At 71.9% G+C, this 25,601-nt stretch carries 17 protein-coding genes and 1 pseudogene; 11 read left to right on the top strand and 7 right to left on the bottom strand.

The window, feature by feature from the left end; genetic code table 11:
* Positions 1-125 precede the first annotated feature (125 nt).
* The 7 genes from AB0761_RS24540 to AB0761_RS24510 all read left to right on the top strand — a co-directional run bounded on the left by AB0761_RS24540 (position 126) and on the right by AB0761_RS24510 (position 10,023).
* Positions 126-2,438 carry a PQQ-binding-like beta-propeller repeat protein gene (locus AB0761_RS24540; protein WP_377271305.1) on the top strand — a complete coding sequence of 771 codons (2,313 nt, stop codon included), beginning with the start codon at positions 126-128 and terminating at the stop codon, positions 2,436-2,438.
* A gap of 90 nt (positions 2,439-2,528) precedes the next feature.
* Positions 2,529-4,934 (top strand): PQQ-binding-like beta-propeller repeat protein, encoded by a 2,406-nt coding sequence (locus AB0761_RS24535; RefSeq protein ID WP_377271304.1) that lies wholly within the window; start codon positions 2,529-2,531, stop codon positions 4,932-4,934.
* Between the two features lie 120 nt (positions 4,935-5,054).
* Entirely contained in the window at positions 5,055-5,438 is a 384-nt protein-coding gene (locus AB0761_RS24530; protein ID WP_377271303.1) for a hypothetical protein, read from the top strand.
* On the top strand, positions 5,438-6,919 hold the full coding sequence (locus tag AB0761_RS24525; RefSeq protein ID WP_377271301.1) for a WXG100 family type VII secretion target: 1,482 nt from the start codon (positions 5,438-5,440) through the stop codon (positions 6,917-6,919). Before AB0761_RS24530 ends, AB0761_RS24525 begins: the two co-directional genes overlap by 1 nt.
* 93 nt (positions 6,920-7,012) lie before the next feature.
* Positions 7,013-8,422, top strand: coding sequence for a S8 family serine peptidase (locus tag AB0761_RS24520; RefSeq protein ID WP_377271300.1), 1,410 nt, complete (start codon positions 7,013-7,015; stop codon positions 8,420-8,422).
* An 81-nt stretch (positions 8,423-8,503) separates the two neighbouring features.
* Entirely contained in the window at positions 8,504-9,088 is a 585-nt protein-coding gene (locus AB0761_RS24515; protein ID WP_377271299.1) for a helix-turn-helix domain-containing protein, read from the top strand.
* Positions 9,089-9,120: 32 nt separating this feature from the next.
* Positions 9,121-10,023, top strand: coding sequence for an ATP-grasp domain-containing protein (locus AB0761_RS24510; protein ID WP_377274302.1), 903 nt, complete (start codon positions 9,121-9,123; stop codon positions 10,021-10,023).
* 12 nt (positions 10,024-10,035) lie between these two features.
* Here AB0761_RS24510 and AB0761_RS24505 read toward each other — a convergent pair whose 3' ends face one another.
* The 5 genes and pseudogenes from AB0761_RS24505 to AB0761_RS24485 all read right to left on the bottom strand — a co-directional run bounded on the left by AB0761_RS24505 (position 10,036) and on the right by AB0761_RS24485 (position 17,731).
* Entirely contained in the window at positions 10,036-11,310 is a 1,275-nt protein-coding gene (locus tag AB0761_RS24505) for a DUF1996 domain-containing protein (protein WP_377271297.1), read from the bottom strand.
* A gap of 72 nt (positions 11,311-11,382) precedes the next feature.
* Positions 11,383-12,321, bottom strand: coding sequence for a DUF4142 domain-containing protein (locus AB0761_RS24500; RefSeq protein ID WP_377271296.1), 939 nt, complete (start codon positions 12,319-12,321; stop codon positions 11,383-11,385).
* Between the two features lie 208 nt (positions 12,322-12,529).
* A pseudogene (locus tag AB0761_RS24495) lies at positions 12,530-16,458 on the bottom strand (ABC transporter ATP-binding protein).
* Between the two features lie 15 nt (positions 16,459-16,473).
* A complete protein-coding gene (locus AB0761_RS24490) occupies positions 16,474-16,929 on the bottom strand; it encodes a PPOX class F420-dependent oxidoreductase (RefSeq protein ID WP_377271295.1) in 456 nt (151 codons plus the stop codon).
* Positions 16,930-17,101: 172 nt separating this feature from the next.
* Positions 17,102-17,731: a TetR/AcrR family transcriptional regulator gene (locus AB0761_RS24485; protein WP_377271294.1), complete on the bottom strand. Its 630-nt coding sequence runs from the start codon at positions 17,729-17,731 to the stop codon at positions 17,102-17,104.
* 147 nt (positions 17,732-17,878) lie between these two features.
* On the opposite strand from AB0761_RS24485, the gene AB0761_RS24480 reads away from it, so the two are divergent.
* The 4 genes from AB0761_RS24480 to AB0761_RS24465 all read left to right on the top strand — a co-directional run bounded on the left by AB0761_RS24480 (position 17,879) and on the right by AB0761_RS24465 (position 24,128).
* Complete coding sequence (locus AB0761_RS24480) at positions 17,879-19,543, top strand: carboxyl transferase domain-containing protein (protein ID WP_377271293.1); 1,665 nt, start codon at positions 17,879-17,881, stop codon at positions 19,541-19,543.
* 170 nt (positions 19,544-19,713) lie between these two features.
* Complete coding sequence (locus AB0761_RS24475; protein WP_377271292.1) at positions 19,714-21,894, top strand: biotin carboxylase N-terminal domain-containing protein; 2,181 nt, start codon at positions 19,714-19,716, stop codon at positions 21,892-21,894.
* Positions 21,891-22,853, top strand: a complete 963-nt coding sequence (locus AB0761_RS24470; RefSeq protein ID WP_377271291.1) for a hydroxymethylglutaryl-CoA lyase — start codon at positions 21,891-21,893, stop codon at positions 22,851-22,853. Before AB0761_RS24475 ends, AB0761_RS24470 begins: the two co-directional genes overlap by 4 nt.
* 84 nt (positions 22,854-22,937) lie before the next feature.
* On the top strand, positions 22,938-24,128 hold the full coding sequence (locus AB0761_RS24465; protein ID WP_377271290.1) for an acyl-CoA dehydrogenase family protein: 1,191 nt from the start codon (positions 22,938-22,940) through the stop codon (positions 24,126-24,128).
* A gap of 59 nt (positions 24,129-24,187) precedes the next feature.
* Here the strand turns inward: AB0761_RS24465 and AB0761_RS24460 are convergent, their stop codons facing one another.
* Positions 24,188-24,436, bottom strand: coding sequence for a hypothetical protein (locus tag AB0761_RS24460; RefSeq protein WP_377271289.1), 249 nt, complete (start codon positions 24,434-24,436; stop codon positions 24,188-24,190).
* 221 nt (positions 24,437-24,657) lie between these two features.
* Complete coding sequence (locus tag AB0761_RS24455) at positions 24,658-25,125, bottom strand: universal stress protein (RefSeq protein ID WP_377274301.1); 468 nt, start codon at positions 25,123-25,125, stop codon at positions 24,658-24,660.
* Positions 25,126-25,601 lie beyond the last annotated feature (476 nt).

Genomic DNA, 25,601 nt, shown 5'->3' with positions numbered 1-25,601 from the left:
CATGCGCACACCGGCTCTGCGCCTACTCACCACCGCCCGGCACCTACGCTGCTGGCTGCGCACGGTGCATGGCACCGGGCCGCACGGTGGGGCGAACTCACCCACGGGGGAACGGGATCGGACATATGAATCCACTGGAAGTCGACGACCCTGCGGAGATCGGCCCCTACCGGCTGCTCGCCCGGCTGGGGGCGGGCGGCATGGGCCGGGTCTACCTCGCGCGCTCCGCCGGCGGACGCACCGTGGCCGTGAAGGTGGTGCGCGCGGAGCTCGCCGAGGACGAGGACTTCCGCCGCCGCTTCCGGCGCGAGGTCGCCGCGGCCCAGGCCGTACGGGGGCTGCGTACCGCACCCGTGGTGGACTCCGGCCCCGACGCCGCCGTCCCGTGGCTCGCCACCGCCTATGTCCTGGGCCCCTCGCTGGCCGAGGCGGTGGACCGCTTCGGCGCGCTGCCCGAGACCTCCGTACGGGCCCTGGGCGCGGGGCTGGCCGACGCCCTGGTGTCGGTGCACGCCGCCGGACTGGTCCACCGCGACCTCAAGCCGTCCAATGTGCTGCTGTCCGCAGAGGGCCCCAGGGTCATCGACTTCGGCATCGCCCGCGCAGCCGACGGCGACCGGATGACCGGCACCGGGATCGTCATCGGCTCCCCCGGGTTCATGTCCCCCGAGCAGGCGGTCGGGACGGAGACGGGGCCCGCGTCGGACGTCTTCTCGCTGGGCTCCGTGCTCGCCTACGCCGCCACCGGGCAGGGCCCCTTCGGCGACAGCACCCCGGCCGGACTGCTCTACCGGGTGGTGAACGAACCCCCCGACCTCTCCCGGGCACCGGAGGCGCTGCGTCCGCTGCTGGCCGCCTGTCTGGCCCACGACCCCGCCGACCGGCCGGCCCCCGGCGCGGTCGCGGCGGCGCTCGCCCCGCAGGGCGTCGACGCCGCCCTGGCCGGCGGCTGGCTGCCCACCGCCGTCGCCACCGCGATCGCGGCGCACGCGGCCGAGGTACTGGACATGGAGACGCCTCCGCGAGGGCAGCCCGCCGCATCGCCGGCCGCCGGCCGCGACGCGACGGTGAGCCTGCGGGCCGGCGCCCGTCCCGACACCGTTCCCACCAGCACGGGCGGCCTGCCCGCCGCTCCTGGGCTGCCTGACGGCCACCCCGCCGGCCACCCCGCCGACGCTCCCACCGGCAGCGGCCCGTCGCGCCGCAGGGTGCTGGCGGCCGCCCTGGCCACCGGGGGCGTCGCCGTCGCCGGCACCACCGCCTGGGTGTTCACCCGCCACAGCACCGGCCCGCAGCCCGCCCCGCACCCCTCCCCCAGCGGACCCTCCGGCGGACCGACCCGCACCAGCACCCGGCCGTCGCCCCTCGCCACCCGCGCGCCCGGGGTCCCGCCCCAGCCGCTGTGGACCTTCCAGGGCCAGAGCCTCGCCGACGTCGCAGTCACCCCGTACCGGGGCGCGGTGATCGTCGCCGGGGAGCGCGCCACCGCACTCGACGCCGCCACCGGCCACCCCAAGTGGTCCCAGCCCGGCCCGGGCGCGAATCTGCCGGTGCCGATCGCCGCCGGCGCCGGACTGGCGATGTATCTCACCGACGGCGACAGCGACCTGGTCGGCATCGACGTCGCCACGGGCGCCCATCGCTGGACCTACCAGCAGCCCCCTCAGGTCGGCCTCACCACCGCACTCTGCGCCGACGACCGGGCCGTCTATCTGACCGGCAACGTCTACCCCCTCGACTCCTCGGGCCGCCCTGTCATCGACTTCGGCAACCTCGACACCCGGGCGATCTTCGCCGTCTCCGCCACCGGGCAGACCCCTCGTCAGCTGTGGATGCAGCACCGCAAGGCCACCGTCGACGACTGGGTGCTCCCGGTGCTCTCCGGCGACCACCTGGTCTACACCGACTCCCGGCAGAACGTCGTCGTCCGCAGCACCCGCACCGGCGTCCAGCTGTGGAGCGCCACCGCGGGCCGCACCCAGATCCCGCCCGCCGTCGTGGACGGCACCGTCTACCTCGGCGGATCCTCGCTGCAGGCGCTCGACCTGAAGGACGGCACGCCCCGCTGGACGCTCCCGGCCGGCAAGGCCCGCCGCAACGCCTGGGGACCGCCCGTGGTGTCCGCCGGAACCCTGTACGTCTGCGACGCCGTCTACAAGGTCAACGCCCTCTCGGTCGCCGACCGCAGCATCCGGTGGGCCAGCGACCAGGTGCAGTACCCCGGCGACCTGCTGGCCAATGTGGTGATCGGGCATGTGCTGTTCGTCCCCGCGTTCAGCGACGCCAACGGCGTGTACGCGCTCGACACCCGCAACGGCGCACTGCTGTGGAACTTCCGCGACGGACAGGACCTCGGCCGCGACTGGAAGCTCAGCACGGACGGCTCCCGGCTCTACGCCGTCCACGGAGACCGCGTCTACGCCCTCCCACCCGTCTGAGCATCAGCACCCTTACCCCACTACGCTCAACCGACACAACCCCCGTCCGCAGGGGCCCCCTGCGCACACCGACGGCAGGCGGAGGCAGAGATGAACCCACTCGAGGCGGCCGACCCGGAGAGCTTCGGGCCCTACCGGCTGGTGGCGAGACTCGGCGCCGGCGGGATGGGCCGGGTCTATCTGGCCCGCAACGCCGGCGGGCGCACCGTCGCCGTCAAGGCCGTACGCGCGGAACTGGCCGAGGACAGCGACTTCCGCACCCGGTTCCGCCGCGAGGTGGAGGCCGCCCGAGCCGTGGACGGTGCCTACACCGCCCCCGTGGTGGACGCCGACCCCGACGCCGCCACCCCCTGGCTCGCCACCGCCTATGTCCTCGGCCCCTCGCTGGCCGACGCGGTCGAGGAACACGGCCCGCTGCCCGAGGAGACCGTACGGGCGCTCGGTGCCGGCCTGGCCGAGGCGCTCGCCGCGGTGCACGCCGCCGGACTGGTCCACCGCGACCTCAAGCCGTCCAATGTGCTGCTGGCCGCCGATGGTCCCCGGGTCATCGACTTCGGCATCGCCAGGGCCGTCGACGGCAACCGGCTCACCCAGACCGGCATCGTGGTCGGCTCACCCGGCTACATGTGCCCCGAGCAGGCCACCGGACAGCCCATGGGCCCGGCCGGCGACATCTTCGCGCTCGGCGCGGTCCTGGTCTTCGCCGCGACGGGAGCCGGCCCCTTCGGTGACTCGTCGGCAGCGGCGCTGCTGTACCAGGTGGTGCACGGGGAGCCCGATCTGACGCCGCTTCCCGAGTCGCTCCGCGCCGTCATAGCCCCCTGTCTGGCCAAGGACCCCGCCGCCCGGCCCACCCCCGCCCAGCTGTCCGCCGCGCTGGCCCCCGGCGGCGCCGCGCAGCTGCTGCGCTCCGGCTGGCTGCCCGTACCCGTCGCCTCCGCGATCGCCCGGCACGCCGCCGTCGTCATGGACCTCGACACCCCGGCGGCCCCGACCGCCCCGCTCGCCCCGGGGACCGACCCGCGTGCGGCGCTGCTCGGCGGCGGGGCCGGACAACCGGTCGGCCACTCGCCCTCCACCATGCAGCTGGGACGCGCCGCCGCGGTGCCCCCGGCCGGTCCGCAGCCGGGCGGATACGGCTATCCGCAGGGTCCCGGGTACCCCCCGCCGCCGTACCCCGGCGCCCCTGGGGCTCCTGGAGTGCCCGGAGTTCCTGGTGCCGCTGCGGCCGCCGGGGGGCCGGCCTCGCCGTCGAGGCGGCGCTTCCTGGCGGCTGGCGCCTCCGTCGCCGCGGTCGCGGTCGTGGGCGGCGGCACCGCCTACCTCATGACCCGGGACAAGGGCGGCAAGCACGCACACGGCACCACCACGACCGGCCCCACGGTGTCCGCCTCCCCCAGCCGTACGGCCGGCGCCGCCTCCGCCGCACCGGCGTCCCGCCCGGACGGAGTGCCCCCGAGCCCGCTGTGGACGTACAGCGGCAGCAGCCTCACCAACACCCGGCCGACCTTCTACAACGGCAACATCCTGGTCAACAGCGAAGCGGGCATCATCTGCCTGGACGCCACCGACGGCGCCAAGCCGAAGTGGGTCCACGAGGGCGTCAGCAACTTCCTCACCTCTCCGGTGGTCAGCAACGGCGCCGTGGTGATCCTCGACGGCAGCACCGACATCGTGGGCATAGACCCGGCCAAGGGCATCCAGCTGTGGCGGCTCAAGGCCGATCTGGAGCACTCCTTCGAGTCCGTCCTCGGCACCGACGACACCGCCGTGTACATCACCGGCCGTACCTATGCGAAGAAGAACGGCCAGATCGACATCAACAGCCATTCCAACACGGTCTTCTGCGTCGACCTGAAGAAGCAGAAGTTCCGCTGGAAGCAGACCCGCGACGCCGGCACCGACCAGGAGCTGTCGGCTGTGGTCGTGGGCAAGTACCTGGTCTACACCGACGACCGCCGCAATGTCACCGTCCGCGACACCGCCACCGGCCGCCAGCTGTGGACCCGCAAGTCCGGCGCCGACCTGCAGTGGATCCCGTCGGTGCTGGGCAACACCGTCTACGTCGGCGGCGAGCATGTCACCGCCCTGAACATCGCCACCGGCACCGTACGGTGGCGGGTCCAGGACAAGGGCGTCCGCGGCTACTACTCCACCACCGCGGTCGGCGACACCGTCTACTGCACCGGAACCGGCCCCGGCGTCGCCGGCGTCTTCGCTTACAGCACCGCCGACGGCAGCCGCCGCTGGTTCAGCGACACCGGTCTGATGTCGGGCAACACCCCGGCCACGGTCAGCGGCACGACCGTCTTCGTCGCCGACTTCCTGGCCAAGGGCGGGCTGCACGCGCTCGACACCGCAACCGGCAACGCCCTGTGGAACTTCACGGACGGCAAGGACAAGGCCGGTATCGACCCCTGGGAACTCTCCTCGGACGGCAACGGTCACCTGATCGCCCAGCACTTCGATCGGGTGTATCTGATCCCCGACCGCTGAGCCGGAGCCCAGGCGCAGCATGGACGGGGGTCGGCGGTGCAGTGTTCCTGTCAGAAGGCGACGGGATACGATCGATCGGCCCCCGTTCGCTGCGGGGGCGACATTGACGGGGAACCAGCGATGGCAGGGGGACTGACGGTGGCCGACGGATACCGGGTCAATACTGACGAACTTGAGGCTGTTGTCGCCAGGCTGAGGAATCTGCAGAAGAACCTCGGCGAGACGGCTGGCAAGGCCACGTACAACACGGTGATCGAGCCCTCCGACGTTGGCTGGGAGTTCCCCGAAGCCCATGAACTTCACAGCGCACACACACAGATGAAGTCGTCCCTCGAAACTCTGATCAATAACCTCGAGACGATGATCGACGACTTCAGCGGCAAGACCCAGGCCGTAACGGACTCCTACAAGGAGAGCGAGTACAACGTCCGGAGCAGCATGGACGGCGGAGTGAGTGGCGGCAGCACAAGCGGCAGCTCCAATTCCGGATCGAGGCTGAGCTGATGAGCGACAAGGTCAATGTGCCCGCGGGCACCACCCGTGCTGGAATCACCAACTTCGAGCACTGGGACCTCATCCCGATCAAGCAAATGGTCGAGAACAGCAACCCCGAACGGCTGCACGAAGTAGCCCAGCACTGGATGAGCGTCAAGAACGAACTCGACGCGGCCTCCCAGGACCTTAAGGCGGCCACCGACCACATCACCGCCCACTGGGAGGGCAGCGCCGCCCAGGGCTTCTCAGATCGGTCCAGCGTCCTCCAGCAGAGCATCACCAACACGGGCGCCCATGCGGAGAACACCTCCCATGCGTTGACCTACGCAGGCCAGTCCCTCCAGACCGCCAAGACCCAGATGCAGTCCATCGACGTCCCGGGCACCTGGGAGAAGGCCAAGGACAAGGCCGCAGACCTCGGCCAGCGCGACGACACCCAGTTCCGCGCCGACCTCGCCGCTGGCATGGACCGCGACGCCGCTGTCGCGAAGAACGCCGGCAGCCTCTCCGTCACGGAGGAGCACCACCAGCAGGCCATCGCGGTGATGGAGCGGCTGGCACCGCAGTACAAGGCGGCGTCGACCGTCCTGCAGCAGCCGGTCGGTGAGGTACACGATCCGAAGCGACCGCTCCCTCCGCCGCCCAAGAAGATCACCTCTCCCGGACAGGTGGGCCCCACGCCCAAGAGCCCGGGTCAGAACGGCGGAACGACGAACCCCGGTAGCCGGCAGGTGAGCACCAACCCCACCTATCGCGACCCGGGCACGCCCGGCGGCAACGGTCAGATCAACGGCGGTGGGACCACCACCAACCCAACCCACGGCGGAACCGTCCCGACCGGTACGACGACGCCGACGTACTCCGACCCGGTCGTCCCCAACGGGCCCTCGCACACCGGCATCGACGGAACCGGTGGCGGCACCACCACACCGACACAACAGCCGCCGAACGGAATCGGCAGCGGTGGTGGCGGTGGCTCCGGCACCGGCTACGGGGGCGGCAACACTTCGATCGGCGGTGGTGTCGGTTCCGGCGGCGGATATACCGGGGGCGGCGGATATACCGGAGGCGGTGCCTACGGCGGCGGCTCCGCAGGAGGCCGAGCAGCCGGCAGCGCCGCAGCGGAAGGCGCCGGTCAGGGCCGTGCAGGCGCGGGCGGCATGGGCGGTATGGCCGGCATGGGCGGTGCGGGACGTGGCGGCGCCGGTGGCCGAGGCGCGAGCAGCGGACTCGCACGGCGAGCCGGCGGCGCGGTCGGTGGAGCCGGCAATCGCTCAGGCGGTGCCTTCACCGAAGGCGGCTCCGGACTGGGACGCAACCGTGGCGGCAGCGCGGGCAACGGCCGCGGTGGCGGCATGACGCCCGGAGGTGGCGCCGCCGGCCAGCGCAAGAAGGACAAGAAGGGCGGAAGTCGCCCGGACTACCTGGTCGAGGACGAGGACACGTGGACCAACGGAGGCGGACCCGCCAATCCTCCCGTGATCGAATGAGCCGAGCTCGCCGCGAGCTGGAGTAGAACGCCGGCAGTGGCCCCGCGCGCACCGCGCGGGGCCACTGGCCTGTAACAGGGAAGGAAGCACGGAATGAAGCCCATTCGAGCGCTGCGGGCCCTCACCGGAGCACTGCTGACGGGCGCCGTCGTCCTCACCGGCGCACCGGCCGCCCACGCCGACCAGGCGCGGGACCTGGAGATGCAGTGGCCCCTCAACGACTTCAACGCCAACGCCATCTGGAAGGTGAGCACCGGCCGCGGAGTCACGGTGGCTGTCCTCGACAGCGGAGTTGACGCCGACTACCCCGATCTCACCGGTCAGGTCTTGGCGGGCAAAGACTTTGCTCATGGCGGTGACGGTCGCAAGGACTACGACCTGCAGGAAAAACACGGCACCTCGATCGCCGCACTCATTGCAGGCCACGGCCATGGGGCAGGTGGCGCTTCCGGGGTCATCGGACTCGCTCCGGAGGCAAAAATCCTCCCAGTGTCCAAAGACGGCCCAAACGGCACCAACGGTGTCGCAGACTCGATTCGTTATGCGGTCGACCACGGCGCGACCGTGATCAACATGTCGGTCGCCGGTCCCGACAGCTCGGCGAGCGAACGTGCGGCGGTTGCGTATGCGCAACAACATGACGTGGTACTCGTCGCCGGTTCCGGCAACGACGGATCCGGCATGCCTCTCTACCCGGCCTCCGATGCCGGTGTCGTGGCTGTGGGCAGCATCGGCAAGGACCTGAAGGTGTGGAACCGGTCCAACTACGGTCCTCATCTCACGCTTGTCGCTCCCGGATCTGACATCGTCACGGCGGGCGGCTCCGACTACGGGCTCTCAGACGGCACGTCCAACTCCACCGCCTTCGTCTCCGCGGCCGCCGCCCTGATCCGTTCCAAATACCCGAAGCTGACCGCAGGCCAGGTCGTCAACCGGCTGGTCAAGACCGCCGTGGTGCCGGATGAGCTCAAGGGAGCCAAGCTTCCCGACCAGCACTACGGCTATGGCATCATCCGCCCCTACCGCGCCCTGACCGACGACATCCCCGCCGGACCTGCGGCAGGCCCCCTCCCCCAGTCCTCCACAGGCTCCGGCCCCACCAGCAGTGACACCGGGGCCAAGCCGGGCGACCCCGGCAGTTCGACGCCCGGGACCGGGGGGAACCAGCCGTCCAACGACGCCGGTGCCGGAAGCAGCAGCAAGAGCAGCGGCATGTCCGTCGGCGTCCTGCTCGGGATCGCGGCCGCCGTGCTGGTCGTCGTCGTCATCGTGATCGTCGCCGTCTCCCGCAGCCGCCGCCGGCCGCCGGGCGGCCCGCAGGGTCCGGGCGGCGGCGGTGGCGGCTACCCCGGTCCCGTACCGCCGCACGCACCGCAGTCGTGGCCCACCGCGCAGCAGTACCCCCAGCCCGGCGGTTACCCGCCGGCGTACGGCCAGCCGCAGCCGCAGCCCCACAACCCCTATGCCCAAGGCGGATACGGGCAGCCGCCCCAGCAGCATTGAGTGTTCTCATGCGCTTGCTCTGGTAGGTGGGGCGGTCGTGCGCGAAGATCTTTCGAGCAGCAGACCGGAGGATCACACCGTATGACCGCCCCCGAAGGCCCCGGCCCTCAGCAGTCGACAGATACCGCCGCGCGCACCCGCCTCGCCGCCGAACTCAGGTCGGCGTACGAGAGCGGGGCGCGGGTACGGGATCTGGCGGTGGCGTCGCACCGTGCGCAGAGCGAGGTGCGGCGGCTGCTGCGGGAGGCGGGGGTGACCCTGGGCGGGGTGCCGCCCAGGAAGGCGTGGGCGGCCGAGCGGGTGCAGTCCGGGGAGCCTGTTCCCGAGTCGCAGCCGACCGTCCTGGTGCCGGCCCCGGTGTCGTCGGCTCCTGCGTTGTCGCCGCCTGCCGTGGTCGGGCAGCGGCGGCGGGTGGCGGCGCGGATCGTGCGGGTGGGTCTGGACACCTCCTTCGCCGTGGTGCCGCAGTGGCGGTCGGCGATCGCGGTACCGGTGGCGACCCAGGAGCTGCTGACGGCGACCGGCCTGTCCTATGCGGAGCTGCCCGGCACCGAGTTGACCGTGGTGATCCGTGCGGACGCGCTGCACGACCGCGATCTGGACGCCGCGGACTGGGAGTGCCCCGGGCGGGAGCATGCGGGTCGGCACAGAACCGCGCCACGCTGATGCCGGTGCTGCCGGGACCGCCCTACGCTGGGCTGGTGAACGGTCCCGCGATCCTGCTGCCCTGCGATCCGCTCGCCCCGCACCGCACCGACGGGCACTTCGCCGATGAGGCTTCGGTGGCCCGCGACCTGGGCGGGGTCACGGCGTTGGTCGACCATGACGCGCTGCTCGCGGGGGACGCGGCGGGCGCGGTGCGGAGGGTTCCGCGCGGGTTGAGGGCGGCATGGTACCGGGGGTGGATGGTGCCGTCGGCGGCGTACGCGGAGCTGGCACGGGCCCTGGAGGACCGGGGCTGCACCCTGCTCACCACGCCGGGGAGTTACACGGCGGCGCATGAACTCCCGGGCTGGTACGAGGTGTTCGAGGGTGCCACACCTCCGAGCTGCTGGCTGCCCGGGGTCGGTGGGGCCCCGTCGTACGCAGACCTGGCCGCTGCCGCCGGGCGGTTGGGGGGTTCGGGTCCGGCTGTGGTGAAGGACTATGTGAAGTCGCGCAAGCACGAGTGGGGCGAGGCGTGTTTCATACCGGAGCTGGCCGACACGGCGGCGCTGCACCGGGTGGTCGCCCGCTTTGTGGAGTTGCAGGGGGAGGATCTCGCGGGGGGTGTGGTGCTGCGGGCGTTCGAACCGTATGCCGCCTCCGGGGGTGCCCGCTCCGAGGAGTCGCGGGTGTGGTGGGTGGACGGGGAGCCGGTGCTGGTCACCGCCCACCCCGACTGGCCGTCGCCGCCCGCGGGGCGGCCGGTGGCGGACCCGGACCTGACCGGGGTGCGGCCGCTGGTGCATGCCCTGGGGTGCCGTTTTGTCACCACTGACCTGGCGCGGCGCTCGGACGACGGCCGATGGCGGGTGGTGGAGGTCGGCGACGGGCAGGTGAGCGATCTGCCGCGCGGGGCGGACCCGGCGTCCCTGCTGGCGGCGTTGATCACCTGCTGACGGGCCGCCATGTCAGGCGTTGCCCACAGATATGGGGACGCCGCCCGTGACGAGGGATCTCCTGCGCCGGGCCCGCCGCTTGTCGTCGGCCGCGCTCGGACGAGCAGCCACGCTCAGGTGCAGCGGCGGTTGGCGTTGATGCAGGCGGCCACGGCCCGCATCAGCCGGTCGGACATCACATTGATGAAGTCGCCGTGGTCGGTGACCGCCTTGTGGAGCTGCTCGGGGAAGGTGTCCAGGGCGAAGACCTGCCCGCGCGGCAGGTTGTAGGCGATCACCATCCGCAGCTGCGGGACGGGCTTGAGGCCCTGGCCGCAGCGGCCGGTGCGGCGGTCGGGGAAGACCACATGGGTGCGGTGGTTGGCGCTGTCGGTGTTCCGGCCGTCCGCAGCTGGGGAAGTCCAGCACTCGGATGGTCTGGCTGCCTCGCGGGCAGAGCGGATAGGTGTCGGAGAGTCTGCGGTCCGTGAAGCCGCTGCAGGTCCACTGGGCGCGGGCGTTGGCGGTGCCGTTGGTGACGGCCTTGGCGTCCCCGGTGATGACCCGCATGAACCGGGGCATGGCGGTGACCTTGGCGACGGGGTTGCCGCGGAACTGCAGGCTGACGGAGGCGGGCTTGAGGATCCAGCCGACGTTCTGGTCGAGCCCGCCGCCGGGGGCGTTGGCGTCGACCTCTCTGACGTTGTTGCGCAGCCGGACCACGGGCCAGTAGTAGGCGGAGCGGTCGCTGCTCTGGGCGCAGGTGGTGGAGGCTGCGGCGAGGCTGTCGTCGGTGGAGAAGCCGTCGGTGGTCTTGTTGCCGACGTAGTCGTGCATGTGGTGGGCGCCGTTGTCGTTGCCCGGTGCCACGATGACATTGGCCGGGTTGTTGTGGTCGCTGACGCCGCAGCGGGAGACGAAGACGCCACGGGATGCGCCGCGGCCGGGCTTCGGTTCGCGGACGTTGGGGCGGACCCGGGTGATGTCGGTGAAGTCGGCCCGGGAGAGGGGGTTCTGGGCGCTCTGGCCGGGCTGGGCGCTCTGACCGGGCTGTGGGCTCTGACCGGGCTGTGGGCTCTGGTTGCTGAGGGGGGCCGCGGGATAGGCGGATGCGGTGGTGACGGGTGAGGCGTTGCCACCCTGTCCCCAGGTGTGGGCGAGGGCGGTCTGATCGACCACGGCGAGGCCGCCGCCGGCCACGGCCAGGCCGGTGATCACGGCGAGCCAGCCGCGGCGGGTGCGGCGGAATCGGTGTGCGCTGCGCTCGGCGGGTGCGTCGGGGTCGGTGTCGGGGGTGGCGAACGGCATGGTCTGCAGTTCTCTCTCTTCGACGGGCTCTGCGGCCGGAGGGCGGGGACGGGCGCGGACGGGACCGTACGGTCAGTAACCGGCGGTGGTGCCGGTGCCGGTTCCGACGCCCTGGCCGATGGAGACGCCCACGCCGACCTGCTGCTGGGTGTTCTGCACCGCACCCGTGGTGCCGCCCGTACCCGTCGTGCCGGTCGCAGCGTTGGCACCGGTGGTGCCTGCCGCCCCGGAGTTGACCGCACCCGAGGTGCGCGCCCAGGCGTTGGCCAACTGGGTCACGGGGAGTGCCTGGCCCACGGCGACGCCCGGCGGCAGCGCGCTGGAGGTGGGGGGCTGGGTGGCGATGGAGGCGATCTGGTTGAAGTCCACCACGCCGGTCTTCTCCAGCACGGTGATGTGGTCGAGCACGGTGTTGTTGGCGCTGTCGGCAAGCTGGCGGACCAGGGTGTTGCGAGTGCTGTTACGGATCTTCGCGATGGCCTGGAAGATCAGCCCGTGCTGGACCCGGAGCAGCTGGGCGAAGGTCTGGTCGAAGGCCGGTCCCTGGGCTGCCTGCTCCTGCTGGAGGAAGCCCATCTGCTGGGCGGAGGGCTGGTCGGGCAGTCCCATGCCCAGCTGGGCGGCGATCTTCAGGGTCTGCTCGTCGAGCTTCTTGTGGCCGTCCAGCAGGTGCTTGCCGGCCTCGTGCACCAGCGGGTTGGTGGTGTGGGTCTGGGCCATCATGCCGCTGGGCAGCTCCCAGAGGCCGGCCAGCCGCACCTTGGTGACAAAGACCCGCTCGTCGGGGGTGAGCGGGCCGAAGGCGGTGTTGATCGTCCCCGCGGGCAGTCCGTCGGAGGCCACGGTCTGGGCTGCGACGGGGGTGCTCCCGCCGCCCTGCTTGTACACCCACAGCGGGACGATCACCGCCACCAGGCCCACGGCCAGCATCCGCAGCAGCCTGGACTGGGCCGGTCCGCCCCGGGACTGGCCCTGTCGCGCGGAGGTGGACGATCGGTCGGACGTGCGCATACGCGTCAGGCCTCCTCGGTGACGGCGAGAGCCTGCGTTCGGGCAGGGCTGCCGGGGCTGGCGGGCCGGGGCGCTGCGGCGCCCGCGGTGGTTGCCCCTTCGTACGCCGCGCACCCGGATCCGGTTCAGCGGTGCACCGGCGGTCCGGGAGAACACCGTGCCCGCTCCCGAAGCGGGGGCGGGCACGGTGGAGGGGAACGCGGTGGAGTCAGTGCGCGGGCGCGGTCTCCCAGCGGTCGACGGTGTCGTCCTCCTCGCCGGTGAAGGCCCGCCACAGCCTGGCGTAGGCACCGTCGGCGGCCAGCAGGTCGTCATGGGTGCCGTCCTCCACCACGCGGCCGTGGTCGAGGACCACGACCCGGTCGGCACGGGCGGCGGTGGTGAGGCGGTGGGCGATCACCAGGGTGGTACGGCGGCCCGCGAGCCGGTCGGCGGCCCGGTTGACCGCCGCCTCGGTGGCGAGGTCGAGGGCGGCGGTCGCCTCGTCCAGGAGCAGGATGTCGGGGTCGACCAGTTCGGCGCGGGCGAGGGCGAGCAGCTGCCGCTGGCCTGCGGAGAGGTTGCGGCCGCGCTCGGTGACGCGGTGAGATAGCCGCCGGGCAGCCCGGCGACCATCTCATGGGCGCCGACGGCCCGTGCCGCAGCCTCCACCTCGGCGTCGGTGGCGTCGGGGCGGCCGTAGGCGATGGCGTCGCGGACGGTTCCTGCGAAGAGGTGCGCCTCCTGCGGGACGACACCGAGTCGGCGTCGGTAGGAGGTGAGGTCGTACTCGCGCAGATCGGTGCCGTCGATGCGGACGGCGCCGCCGGTCACGTCGTAGAACCGGGCGGCCAGCTTGACCAGGGTGGACTTGCCGGCGCCGGTCTCGCCCACTAGGGCGACGGTCTGGCCTGCGGGGATGCGCAGCGAGATGTCGGTGAGGGCTTCGGGCTTGCGGTTGCCGGTGCCGTTGTAGGCGAAGTGGATGGAGTCGAAGTGGATGTCGCCGCGCAGGTCGGGGACGGGCTGCGGGGCGGTGGCGGCGGGGGTGCTGGTGGGCGAGCGCAGCAGGTCGCGGATGCGGGCCAGGCCGACGGCGGCCTGCTGATAGCCGTCGAAGACCTGGGAGAGCTGCTGCACCGGGGAGAAGAAGAGGTCGATGTAGAGCAGATAGGCGACCAGGGCGCCGGTGGTGAGGGTTCCGGAGTCGACCCGCTGGGCGCCCTCGATCAGCACCAGCGCCGCGGCGGTGCTGGAGAGGAACTGCACAAAGGGGAAGTAGAGCGCGATGTACAGCTGGGCGCGGATCCGGGCGGTGCGGTAGTCGTCGCTGCGGGCCAGGAAACGCCTGGTGTTGACGTCCTCGCGGCGGAAGGCCTGGACGATCCGCATCCCGGCGACGTTCTCCTGGAGGTCCGCGTTGACGGTGGAGACCTTCTCCCGGGCGATCGTGTACTGGGCGGCGGACTTCTTGCGGAACACCAGGGTCGCGCCGATCAGCAGCGGCAGCACCGCGAAGACGACGAGGGCCAGACCGGCGTCGATGACCAGCAGGGCCGCGAAGATCCCGAAGAAGGTGAGCAGGCTGACCACGGCGGTGACCAGACCGGTCTGCAGGAAGGTGGAGAGGGCGTCGACATCGGTGGTCATCCGGGTCATGATCCGGCCGCTGAGCTCGCGCTCGTAGTAGTCGAGGCCGAGCCGCTGCAGGTGGGCGAAGATCTTGACCCGCAGCACATAGAGGACCCGCTCACCGGTGCGGCCGCTGAGCTGGCTCTCGGCAGTCTGCACCAGCCAGTCCAGCAGGACGATGGCGAGGGCGGTGAGCGAGGCTGCGGCGACCCCGCCGAAGGCCGCCTTGCTGACGCCGTTGTCGATGCCGTGCCGGATCAGCACGGGCAGCGCCAGGCCGGCCGCGGCGTCGGTCGCCACCAGCAGCAGCGCCAGGGTGAGGGGACGGCGGAACGGGGCCAGCAGGCGGCGCAGGCTGAAGTCCGGATCGGCCGCGCGGGCCTGCTCCAGGGGGACATCGGGGTTGTCCAGGGCGGGCGGCAGGGCGGCGACCTTGGCCAGCAGGTCGGGGGTGGCGGGCAGCGAACCGAGGCTGCGGGAGACGGGGCCGCCGGCTCCGGCGGCGGGGGTGGCCCGTACGGCGGCGGCGGCCGCGCTGGTGTCGTCGTCCTCGGCGCCGATGTCGGGGTACCGCTCGCGGTCCCACAGCTCGGGGGTGATGCCTCCTGCGTGGGCTTCGTCCTCGAGGACGGTGCCGTCCAGGGCTGCGGCGTTCTGGACCGCGGCGTTCTGGGCTGCGGCGTTCTGGGCTGCGGCGTCGAGCGACGCGCGGGCGGCCGGGAGGCCGGCGTCGCCGAGTCGGCCGTCGGGGTCGCCCTCCGCCTCCGGGTCGGTGAGCAGCATCCGGTAGAGCGGACACCGGGCGTCAAGCTCGTCGTGGGTGCCCAGGTCGACCAGGCGTCCCCGGTCCAGTACGGCGATGCGGTCGGCCAGCTGGAGGGTGGAGCGGCGGTGGGCGATCAGCAGCGTGGTGCGGCCCTGCATGACGCTGCGCAGGGCGTCATGGATCTCGGCCTCGATCTGGGCGTCGACGGCTGAGGTGGCGTCGTCGAGCAGCAGCAGACGGGGGTTGGTGAGGATGGCCCGCGCCAGGGCGACGCGCTGGCGCTGGCCGCCGGAGAGGGTGAGGCCCTGTTCGCCGACGACGGTGTCGTAGCCGTCGGGGAGCTCGGTGATGAAGCCGTGCGCCTGGGCCGCGCGGGCGGCGGCCTCGACCTCGGCGTCGGTGGCCTCGGGCCGGCCGAAGGCGATGTTGGTGCGGACCGAATCCGAGAACAGGAAGCTGTCCTCGGGGACGATGCCGATGGCGGCGCGCAGCGACTCCAGGGTGAGGTCGCGGACGTCATGGCCGAAGATCCGTACGGTGCCCGCGGTGGCGTCGTAGAACCGGGGCACCAGCAGGCCGACGGTCGACTTGCCGGAGCCCGAGGATCCCACCAGCGCGACGGTCTCGCCGGGCGCCAGGCTCAGGGTGAGGCCGTCCACGACGGGGTCGCCGCCGTCCGGGTAGGCAAAGGTGACCTGCTCGAAGGCGAGGGCAGGGGCTGCGGGGTCCTGGTCGTCCGGGTCCAGCGCGACGGCGTCGGGCTTCTCGCTGATGACCGGGCGCTCGTCGATCAGCTGGAGGACGCGCTCCACGCCGGCTCTGGCCTGCTGGCCGACGGTGAGGAGCATGGTGAGCATCCGCACCGGGCCGGTCATCTGGGCGATGTAGGAGGAGAAGGCGACAAAGGTGCCCAGGGAGACCTGGCCCCGTACGGCCAGCCAGCCGCCGAGGGCGAGGACCGCGACCTGGCCCAGGGAGGGGATGGCCTGCATGGCGGGGGTGTAGCGGCTGTTGAGGCGGATGGCGCGCAGCCGGGAGGCGTAGAGGCGGCGGGAGACCCGCTCCAGGCGGCCCAGCTCCTGGTCCTCCTGGCCGAACCCCTTCACCACGCGGACGCCGGTGACGGCGCCGTCCACCACTCCGGCGACGGCGGCGGCCTGCTGCTGGGCGGCCCAGGTGGCGGGGAACAGCCGTCGGCGGCTGAGCTGCGCAAACCAGTAGAGGGCGGGGCCCATGACCAGGGCGACCACGGTGAGCAGCGGCGAGAGCCAGAGCATCACTGCCACGGACATGCCGAAGAGCAGGAAGTTGCCGGTCATCATCGGCAGCATCGACAGCAGGCCGTTGATCAGCTGGAGGTCGGAGGTGGCGCGGCCGACGACCTGGCCGGTGTCCAGGCGGTCCTGGCGGGCGCCGTCGAGCCGGGTGAGGGAGCCGAAGAGGTCGCTGCGCAGGTCGTGCTGGACGTCCAGGGCGAGCTTGCCGCCGTAGTAGCGGCGGACCCAGGTGAGGACGAAGACGGCGACGGCCGCGACGATCAGCAGGGTCGCCCAGGGGGCCAGCGAGCGGGTGTGGTCGGTGACGACGTCGTCGATGATGAGCCGGGTGATCAACGGGACGACGGCGGTGACGGCCATGCCTGCGAGTGAGGCGCCGAAGGAGAGCAGGAGATTGCGCCTGTAGGGGCGGCAGTAGCCGACCAGGCGACGAAGCCAGCCCTGGGTGGGCTGCTCCCCGGCGGAGTCATGAGCCTCATACATATTTAGAGATACTAATCATTTGTCGGCGGGCGCGTCCACCGGCGCCCAGCCGTAGACGCGCTCCACCCGGAGCCTGACAACAAGGCGGCGGTCGGCCACCATCGCGGCACGGTACTCGTCCCAGTCCGGGTGCTCCCCCGCGATCAGCCGGTAGAGCTCGACCAGCTCCTCGACCACGGCGTCCTGCGGGTCGGCGGCGACCGGGGTCAGCTCGGCGGTGCCCTCCGCGACCGCATAGGCCGCGAAGCCGGGGCTGGTCGCATAGAGGCTCGCGCGCGGGTCGCGGCGCAGATTGGCGGTCTTGGCCCGGTCCGCGGTGGTGGAGATCCGGGCGATCCGGGTCACCGGGTCGAAGAAGCAACTCACATTGGACAGCTGGGGGCGGCCGTCGCGCTTGAGGGCCACCAGGGCGACCGTGCGGGCGCCGCTCAGCAGGGCTTCAAGGGCGGGGGACACTGCTTCGACTGCCATGGACTCCACCTCGGGTGCGGGTCGTGGCGCGAACGTCGGGACGCGGGCGCCACAGGGTTTGCCGGATCGGCTCGCGACTCCAGCATTCCTTCCCCGGCAGGGGCGGCACACCCGCCCCGGGCAGGACGGCGGGTGCAACGCGGGTCCTACGACCCGGGACGGAGGGACGGAGTCAGCGGCCGCCACCGGCAGAGCCGGCCGCGGCGCCGAACGCTCCCAGGGCAAGGCTGTGCAGCAGAGCCGCCATGGAGTCACGGTCGAGGACCGGTTGGGCGCCGCGCGCCGCGGCACTGTGCGGGGTGGAGTTGAGCAGACCGAAGACGGCGTGCACGGCGGCGCGGGCACCGGGTTCGTCGGCGAGGGCGGAGGGCTCGGGGAAGGCCCGGCGGACCACGTCCACCCAGAGCTCGACATAGCTGCGCTGCAGGCGACGCACCCGGCGGCGGTCCTCGTCCTTGAGGTGCAGCAGCTCCCGGTCATGCAGGGTGATCAGGTCCTGGTCGTCGAGGGCGAAGTCGATATGGCCCCTGACCAGGGCGTCCAGCGCCGCGACGGGATCCGGGCCCTGGGCGCGGCGGCGGCCTTCGTCCACCAGCCGCTCGCTGATGCCCACCAGGAGATCCGCCAGCATGGCGTCCTTGCCGGGGAAGTGCCGGTAGAGGCCGGGCCCGGTGATGCCGACGGCCTTGCCGATCTCGTCCACACCGACACCGAGGAAGCCACGGGCGGCGAAGAGCCTGGCGGCTTCCCGGCGGATCTGGTCGCGACGCGGGGTCGCAGCGGGGGCGTCGGTGTGGGACATGGGGTGATCCTAGACAGTGGCCGTTATCGGTGGTTAACCTGACTCCGTAAGTTAACGTTAATTAACACCAGTGGACAACATCGCCGGCGCGGTGGGCAGGGATCAGCGTCCGCGCCGCCCGGTTCAGGGGCAAAGGAGCTCTTGGGCATGGTCTTCTCGTCGTACGCCGCCGCACCCCCCACCTGGGCCGCACAGGCCGCCGTGCCCCCGCTGGACACCACCGCCGACCCCGGGTCGGCGGCCTACCGGGCCAACACCGAGGCGCACACGGCCCTCGTCGGCGAGCTGCGCCGCAAGCTGGCCGCCGCTGCGCTCGGTGGTGGGGAGCGTGCCCGGCAGCGTCATACCGCGCGCGGCAAGCTGCTGCCCCGCGACCGCGTGGACACCCTGCTGGACCCCGGTTCTCCCTTCCTGGAGCTGGCCCCGCTGGCGGCCGACGGGATGTACGACGGAGCCGCGCCCGCCGCGGGGGTGGTGGCAGGCATCGGCCGGGTGGCCGGGCGCGAGGTGGTGGTGGTCGCCAACGACGCCACCGTGAAGGGCGGGACGTACTACCCGATGACGGTGAAGAAGCACCTCCGGGCGCAGGAGGTGGCGCTGGACAACCAGCTGCCCTGTGTCTATCTGGTGGACTCCGGCGGGGCGTTCCTGCCGATGCAGGACGAGGTCTTCCCCGACCGCGACCACTTCGGGCGGATCTTCTACAACCAGGCGCGGATGTCCGCCGCGGGCATCCCGCAGATCGCCGCCGTGCTGGGCTCCTGCACGGCGGGCGGGGCGTACGTCCCGGCGATGAGCGACCAGGCCGTGATCGTGCGCAACCAGGGCACCATCTTCCTGGGCGGGCCGCCGCTGGTGAAGGCGGCCACCGGGGAGGTGGTCACCGCCGAGGAGCTCGGCGGTGGCGAGGTGCACTCGCGTACCTCGGGTGTCACCGACCATCTGGCCGAGGACGACGCCCATGCACTGTCCATCGTCCGCTCCATCGTGAGCGGGCTGGGCCCGCGACCGCCCCGGCCCTGGGAGGTCGTCCCGGTGGAGCCGCCGGCGGTGGACCCGGCAGGGCTCTACGGATCGGTCCCGGTCGACCCGCGCACCCCGTACGACGTACGTGAGGTGATCGCCCGGGTGGTGGACGGCAGCCGGTTCGCCGAGTTCAAGCCCGAGTACGGGCCGACCCTGGTCACGGGGTTCGCCCGGGTGCACGGACACCCGGTGGGCATCATCGCCAACAACGGCATCCTCTTCTCCGAGTCGGCGATGAAGGGCGCACACTTCATCGAGCTCTGCGACCAGCGCGGTGTCCCGCTGCTGTTCCTGCAGAACATCTCCGGCTTCATGGTGGGCCGGCAGTACGAGGCCGGGGGCATCGCCAAGCACGGCGCCAAGATGGTCACCGCGGTGGCCTGCACCCGGGTGCCCAAGCTCACCGTGGTGGTCGGCGGCTCCTACGGCGCCGGCAACTACTCCATGTGCGGCCGGGCCTATTCGCCGCGCTTCCTGTGGATGTGGCCCGGGGCCAAGATCTCGGTGATGGGCGGCGAGCAGGCCGCCTCCGTCCTCGCCACCGTGCGCCGCGACCAGTTGGAGGCGCAGGGCACCGACTGGCCCGCCGAGGAGGAGGCGGAGTTCAAGCGCCCGGTGCGGGAGCAGTACGAACGCCAGGGCAGCGCCTACTACGCCACCGCCCGGCTGTGGGACGACGGCGTCATCGACCCCATGGACACCCGCACCGTGGTGGGGCTGGCCCTCAGCGCGTGCGCCAACGCACCGCTGCCCGAGCCGCGGCCCTACGGCATCTTCCGGATGTGACGGCGGCGATGACCGGCAGCAGCCCCTCCTTTCCCCCGACTCCCCCGACCGGTGCTCTTCCGACCGGCCTTCCCCCGGCCGGCTCGCCCACCAGCAGCTCTCCTTCCACCGGCTCTCCCACCACCGACGTTCCCGTGACCGGCTTTCCCGTGACCGGAGGAGCTCCTCCCATGTTCGACACTGTCCTGGTCGCCAACCGCGGTGAGATCGCCGTGCGGGTGATCCGCACCCTGCGGCGGCTCGGTGTCCGCTCGGTGGCGGTGCACAGCGACGCCGATGCCGATGCCCTCCACGTACGGGAGGCCGACACCGCCGTGCGGCTGGGCCCGCCGGACCGGTCGGACAGCTCTGCCGCCGAGACCTATCTGCATGTCGAGCGCATCCTGGAGGCGGCCCGCCGCACCGGGGCGCAGGCGGTCCACCCCGGCTACGGCTTTCTCGCCGAGAACACCCGCTTCGCCCGCGCCTGCGGTGACGCGGGCCTGGTCTTCATCGGTCCTCCTCCCTCTGCCATCGAGTTGATGGGCGACAAGATCAACGCCAAGGAGGCTGTCCGGGCGGCGGGCGTCCCCGTCGTGCCCGGCAGCCGGGAGGGCGCCCGCAGCGACGCCGCCCTGACCGAGGCCGCCGCCGAGATCGGCTTCCCGGTGCTGCTGAAGCCCTCCGCCGGGGGCGGCGGCAAGGGCATGCGGCTGGTCCGGGACCCGGCCGCGCTGGCGGAGGAAATCACCGCCGCCCGGCGCGAGGCCAGGACCGCCTTCGGCGACGACACCCTCCTGTTGGAACGCTGGATCGACCGGCCCCGGCACATCGAGGTTCAGGTACTCGCCGACGCCCACGGCACCACCGTGCATCTGGGTGAGCGCGAGTGCAGCCTCCAGCGACGCCACCAGAAGCTCATCGAGGAGGCGCCCTCCGTCCTCCTCGACGCCGACACCCGCGCCGCCATGGGAGCCGCGGCCGTCCGCGCGGCCGAGGCATGCGGCTACACCGGGGCGGGCACGGTGGAGTTCATCGTGCCCGGCGGCGACCCCTCGTCCTACTACTTCATGGAGATGAACACCCGCCTGCAGGTCGAGCATCCTGTCACCGAGCTCGCCGCCGAGGTGCGCGGCCTCGACAGCCCCGCCGGCCCCGGCCGGCCGGACCTGGTCGAGTGGCAGCTACGGGTCGCCGCCGGCGAACGCCTCCCCCTGATGCAGTCCGACATCTCCTTCCGTGGTCATGCGATCGAGGCCCGGATCTGCGCCGAGGACCCCGCTCGCGGCTTCCTCCCGACCGGTGGCCGGGTGTTGATGCTCCATGAGCCGACCGGCGAGGGCATCCGGGTGGATTCCGGACTCAACCCGGACACCCTCGTCGTCGGCTCCACCTACGACCCCATGCTTGCCAAGATCATCGCCTACGGTCCCGACCGGGACACGGCTCTGCGAAGGCTGCGCGCCGCCCTCGCGGACACCCGAATCCTCGGCGTGACCACCAACACCGGCTTTCTTCGCCGGCTGCTCATGCATCCCGATGTGGTCGCGGGTGAACTCGACACCGGCCTGGTCGAGCGCACCGTCCAGCAGACCCCTGAACTCCTGGCATCCCCACTCGACACCACGCACCACGACACCCTGTTGTGCGCAGCGTCCCTCGCACGCCATCTGGACCTGACCCCTGCACCCGCCCCCGGCGGCTGGACGGATCCCTTCTCCCTGCCCACCGGCTGGCGGCTGGGCGGCGTGCCCGCCTGGACCGTCCACCGGCTGCGGCTCCCGGGTGGCGAGCCGGTGGAGGTACGGGTGCGGCCCGCCTCGATGGAGAACCTAGCGGGGACCACTGACAACGGCCCCCGCGAGGCCGCCGAGCTGGAGATCCGCCTCGGCGACGGCCCCGTCCGCAAGGCCCGGGCCGCCCGCCGCGGCGACCGCCTGGACATCACTCTCGACGGCGTCCGGCACAGCTTCGCACTCGCCACCGACAGCACCGCCCCCGGCGACCCCGCCACCTGGTTCTGCCTGGACGGCGACGCCCGGCCGGTGCTCCCCCACGACCCGGTCGCCGAACGCGCGACCGGAGGCGCCGCCGCCCACCACGGCACTCTCACCGCCCCCATGCCGGGGACCGTCACCGTGGTCAAGGCCACCGTCGGCGACCGGGTCCGCAAGGGGCAGCCGCTGCTGGTCCTGGAGGCCATGAAGATGGAACACGTCATCGCCGCGCCGCACGACGGCACGGTGGAGCAGCTGCGCGCCGTCCAGGGCGCCGGAGTCGCCATGGACGAGGTGCTGGCCGTGGTGTCCGCAAGTGACGGCGACGAAACCGTCGCGGCCACCGGCGAGGAGCCGCTGGAGGTGGCACGGTGACCGGGTCGGTGCTCTCCCTCGGGCTGCCCGCGGCCGTACCGGCCCCCGGGCTGCCGGAACAGGTGCGCATCCATGAGGTGGGCGCCCGCGACGGACTGCAGAACGAGGCGCTGCCGCTGCCGGTGGAGGTGAAGGCGGAGTTCGTCGCCCGGCTGGCCGCGGCCGGCCTCCGCACCGTGGAGGCCACCAGCTTCGTCCACCCCAAGTGGGTGCCGCAGCTGGCGGACGCGGAGCAGCTGATGCCGCTGCTGGCCGACCTTCCGCAGCGGTATCCGGGGTTGCGGCTACCGGTGCTGGTGCCCAATGAGCGCGGCCTTGACCGGGCGCTGTCCCACGGCGTCACCGACATCGCGGTCTTCGCCAGCGCCACCGAGACCTTCGCCCGCCGCAACCTCAACCGCTCACTCGACGAGTCGTTGGAGATGTTCGCGCCGGTGGTGGCGCGCGCGGCGGCGGAGGGCGTACGGGTGCGCGGCTATCTGTCGATGTGCTTCGGCGATCCCTGGGAGGGGCCGGTACCGCTGCCCCAGGTGGTCGACGTGGCCCGACGGCTGCTGGAGCTGGGCTGCGACGAGCTCAGCCTCGGCGACACCATCGGGGTGGCCACCCCGGGCCAGGTCACCGCGCTGCTGGAGGGCCTGGCCGGGGCCGGTGCGACGGCCGACCGGCTGGCCGTGCACTTCCACGACACCTACGGCCAGGCGCTGGCCAACACCCTGGCCGCGCTGCGCTTCGGCGTGGCGACGGTGGACGCCTCCGCGGGCGGGCTCGGCGGCTGCCCCTACGCGAAGAGTGCCACCGGCAATCTGGCCACCGAGGACCTGGTCTGGATGCTGCACGGACTCGGCATCCGGACCGGAGTCGACCTGGAAGCCCTGGCCGCCACCAGTGTCTGGCTGGCCGACCGGCTCGGCCGGCCCAGCCCGTCCCGGGCGGTCCGCGCGCTCACCGGCGGCTGACCGGCCCACCACGGCCGCGGCGGTGACCCCGCCCCGGCCGTCCCCCCGTCCCTCGCCACCCTCAAGAGGCCCAGGAGCGTCACCATGCTCGATCACCGGCTCGACTCCGAGTACGAGGAACTGCGGCGCACCGTCGCCGAGTTCGCCAACGACGTCGTCGCACCCAAGATCGCCGACTACTACGAGCACGACGAGTTCCCGTACGAGATCGTCCGGGAGATGGGACGGATGGGCCTGTTCGGGCTGCCGTTCCCCGAGGAGTACGGCGGCATGGGGGGCGACTACTTCGCGCTCTGCCTGGCGCTGGAGGAGCTGGCCCGGGTGGACTCCTCGGTGGCGATCACCCTGGAGGCCGGGGTGTCGCTGGGCGCCATGCCGATCTACCGCTTCGGCAGCGAGGAGCAGAAGCAGGAGTGGCTGCCCAAGCTCTGCTCGGGCGAGATGCTGGGCGCCTTCGGGCTCACCGAGCCGGAGGGCGGCTCCGACGCGGGTGCGACCAGGACCACCGCCCGGCTGGACGAGGAGACCGGGGAGTGGGTGATCAACGGGACCAAGTGCTTCATCACCAACTCCGGGACGGACATCACCGGACTGGTGACCGTCACCGCCCTCACCGAACCGATCACTCGTTCGAGTGGAGACGGTGGCCAGACCTCGACTCGGCCGACGATCTCCTCCATCATCGTTCCTGCCGGAACCCCCGGCTTCACCGTGTCGAAGAAGTACTCCAAGGTCGGCTGGAACGCCTCGGACACCCGAGAGCTCTCCTTCACCGACTGCCGCGTCCCGGCCGGCAATCTGCTCGGCGAGGCGGGCCGTGGATACGCCCAGTTCCTCCGCATCCTCGATGAGGGGCGGATCGCCATCGCAGCCCTGTCCACCGGCCTGGCCCAGGGATGCGTCGACCAGTCGCTGGCATACGCCGCTCAGCGGCACGCCTTCGGCCGCACCATCGGGGCCAATCAGGCCATTCAGTTCAAGATCGCAGACATGGAGATGCGGGCACACACCTCCCGGCTGGCCTGGCGGGATGCCGCATCCCGACTGCTTCAGGGCGAGCCCTTCAAGAAGGAGGCCGCGATCGCCAAACTCCACTCCTCCGACGCCGCAGTGGTCAACGCCCGCGAGGCCACCCAGATCCACGGCGGCTACGGCTTCATGAACGAGTTCCCGGTCGCCCGCTTCTGGCGGGACTGCAAGATCCTCGAAATCGGCGAAGGCACGTCAGAGGTCCAGCGGATGCTGATCGCAAGGGAGTTGGGGATGGCGTCATGACCCACTGATCTCACGATCCTCCGACGCCCGAGCAGGAGCAGGGGGCTGGACTCACCCGGTCAGCCACCTGCTCCGGCGCCGCCGGGGCGGCCACGCCGGCCGCCTCCGGAGGCCTCGGCAGACGGCCGTTCGGCCAGATGCGCAAGCAGTTGGAGCCGCTCATGGGACGGTGAGCCCCGTTCCGCGTGATAGGTGACCAGCATCTGACCCGGCGCCCCGGGAAGCATCAGCTTCTCGTACCGCAGGTCGAGCGGGCCGACCTTGGGGATGCAGCAGGCGAGTGACCCCACTTGCCGTCTGCCGTACATCCTGGCGTGCCCACAGGGTCCGAAAGTGCTCGCTGCAGCACCGGAGAGCCGCAGCACCGGGAAGCCGACGGAAGGGACGAAGAGCGGACGGCTGGGAGAGCGGACGGCCAGGAGGGCCGAAGGCTCGGTGCAGACGTCTCAGTCCGCACCGAGCCCGAAGGCCCTCGCCTGCTCCCGGATCAGCCGACCACGGCCCCGTCATGCGGCCATGGTCAGCGCAGCTAGGGGATCACCACGACCGGACGGTTGGCCCTCCGGGCCAGACGGCCCGACACCGACCCGAAGATCTTGCCCACCAGGCCGTGTGTACTGCCCACGACGATGGCGTCGGCGGCGTACTCCCGGCCGACCTCCTCCAGCTCATGGCAGATGTCCCCACCCCGCTCCACCAGGATCCAGGGCACATCGGAGAGATAGTCGGCGCAGGAAAGCTCCAGGCCGAGCACCTCGGTGCGATGGTCGGGCACATCGACGAAGACCGGCGGCTCACAGCCGGCCCACACCGTCGCCGGCAGCCGGTTGGCGACATGCACGATCACCAGCCCGCAGCCGGAGCGGCGGGCCATGCCGACGGCGTAGGCGAGGGCGCGCTCGCTGGAGAGCGAGCCGTCGAAGCCCACCACCACACCATGTTGGAAGGCGGGGTCACACGGTTGGACGCGCTGCGGCTCGCCCTGCGGAACGGGCAGCTGCGGGTGCGTTGCGGACTTCTGCTTGGGTTTCGCCCGAGGCCTGCGCGGCTCGGCGGGCGAGGGCTCTCCGGAGGACGCGGAGGGACCATGCGGCCGAGCGGCGGAGTTGCCGTCGGCGGGCTCATAAGGCTCGTAACGGGCCATGGCTCTGAATTCTCGGCAAGAGGGGTTCGGCGGGAGGACGGCAGCGGGGGTTGTGGGACGCCACGGGAGCGGGCCGACCGGCCCGTAAGGCCGGGAGCGTTGCCTGCGTGACCTCTTCCTTCCAGCGTACGGCGACAGGGCGTTCCCGCCCAGGTGCGGAGCGCAGAGATACTGCATCGGACCAGCGCACGAGGGGTGCGGGCGGCGGACCGCCCACGCTCCCGCCGTGGGCAGGCACATGCCCCGCTCCCGGAGGTTCCCTGGAGAATGCCGGACCCTGGCTGGAAGTGCAACAGGGCGCGAGCGCACCGTGACGACCCGATTGCGAC

It is taken from the genome of Peterkaempfera podocarpi (assembly GCF_042466665.1).
Taxonomy (GTDB): domain Bacteria; phylum Actinomycetota; class Actinomycetes; order Streptomycetales; family Streptomycetaceae; genus Peterkaempfera; species Peterkaempfera podocarpi.
Note: the sequence above shows the minus strand (reverse complement) of the source record. Positions and strands in the feature narration are given on the sequence as shown.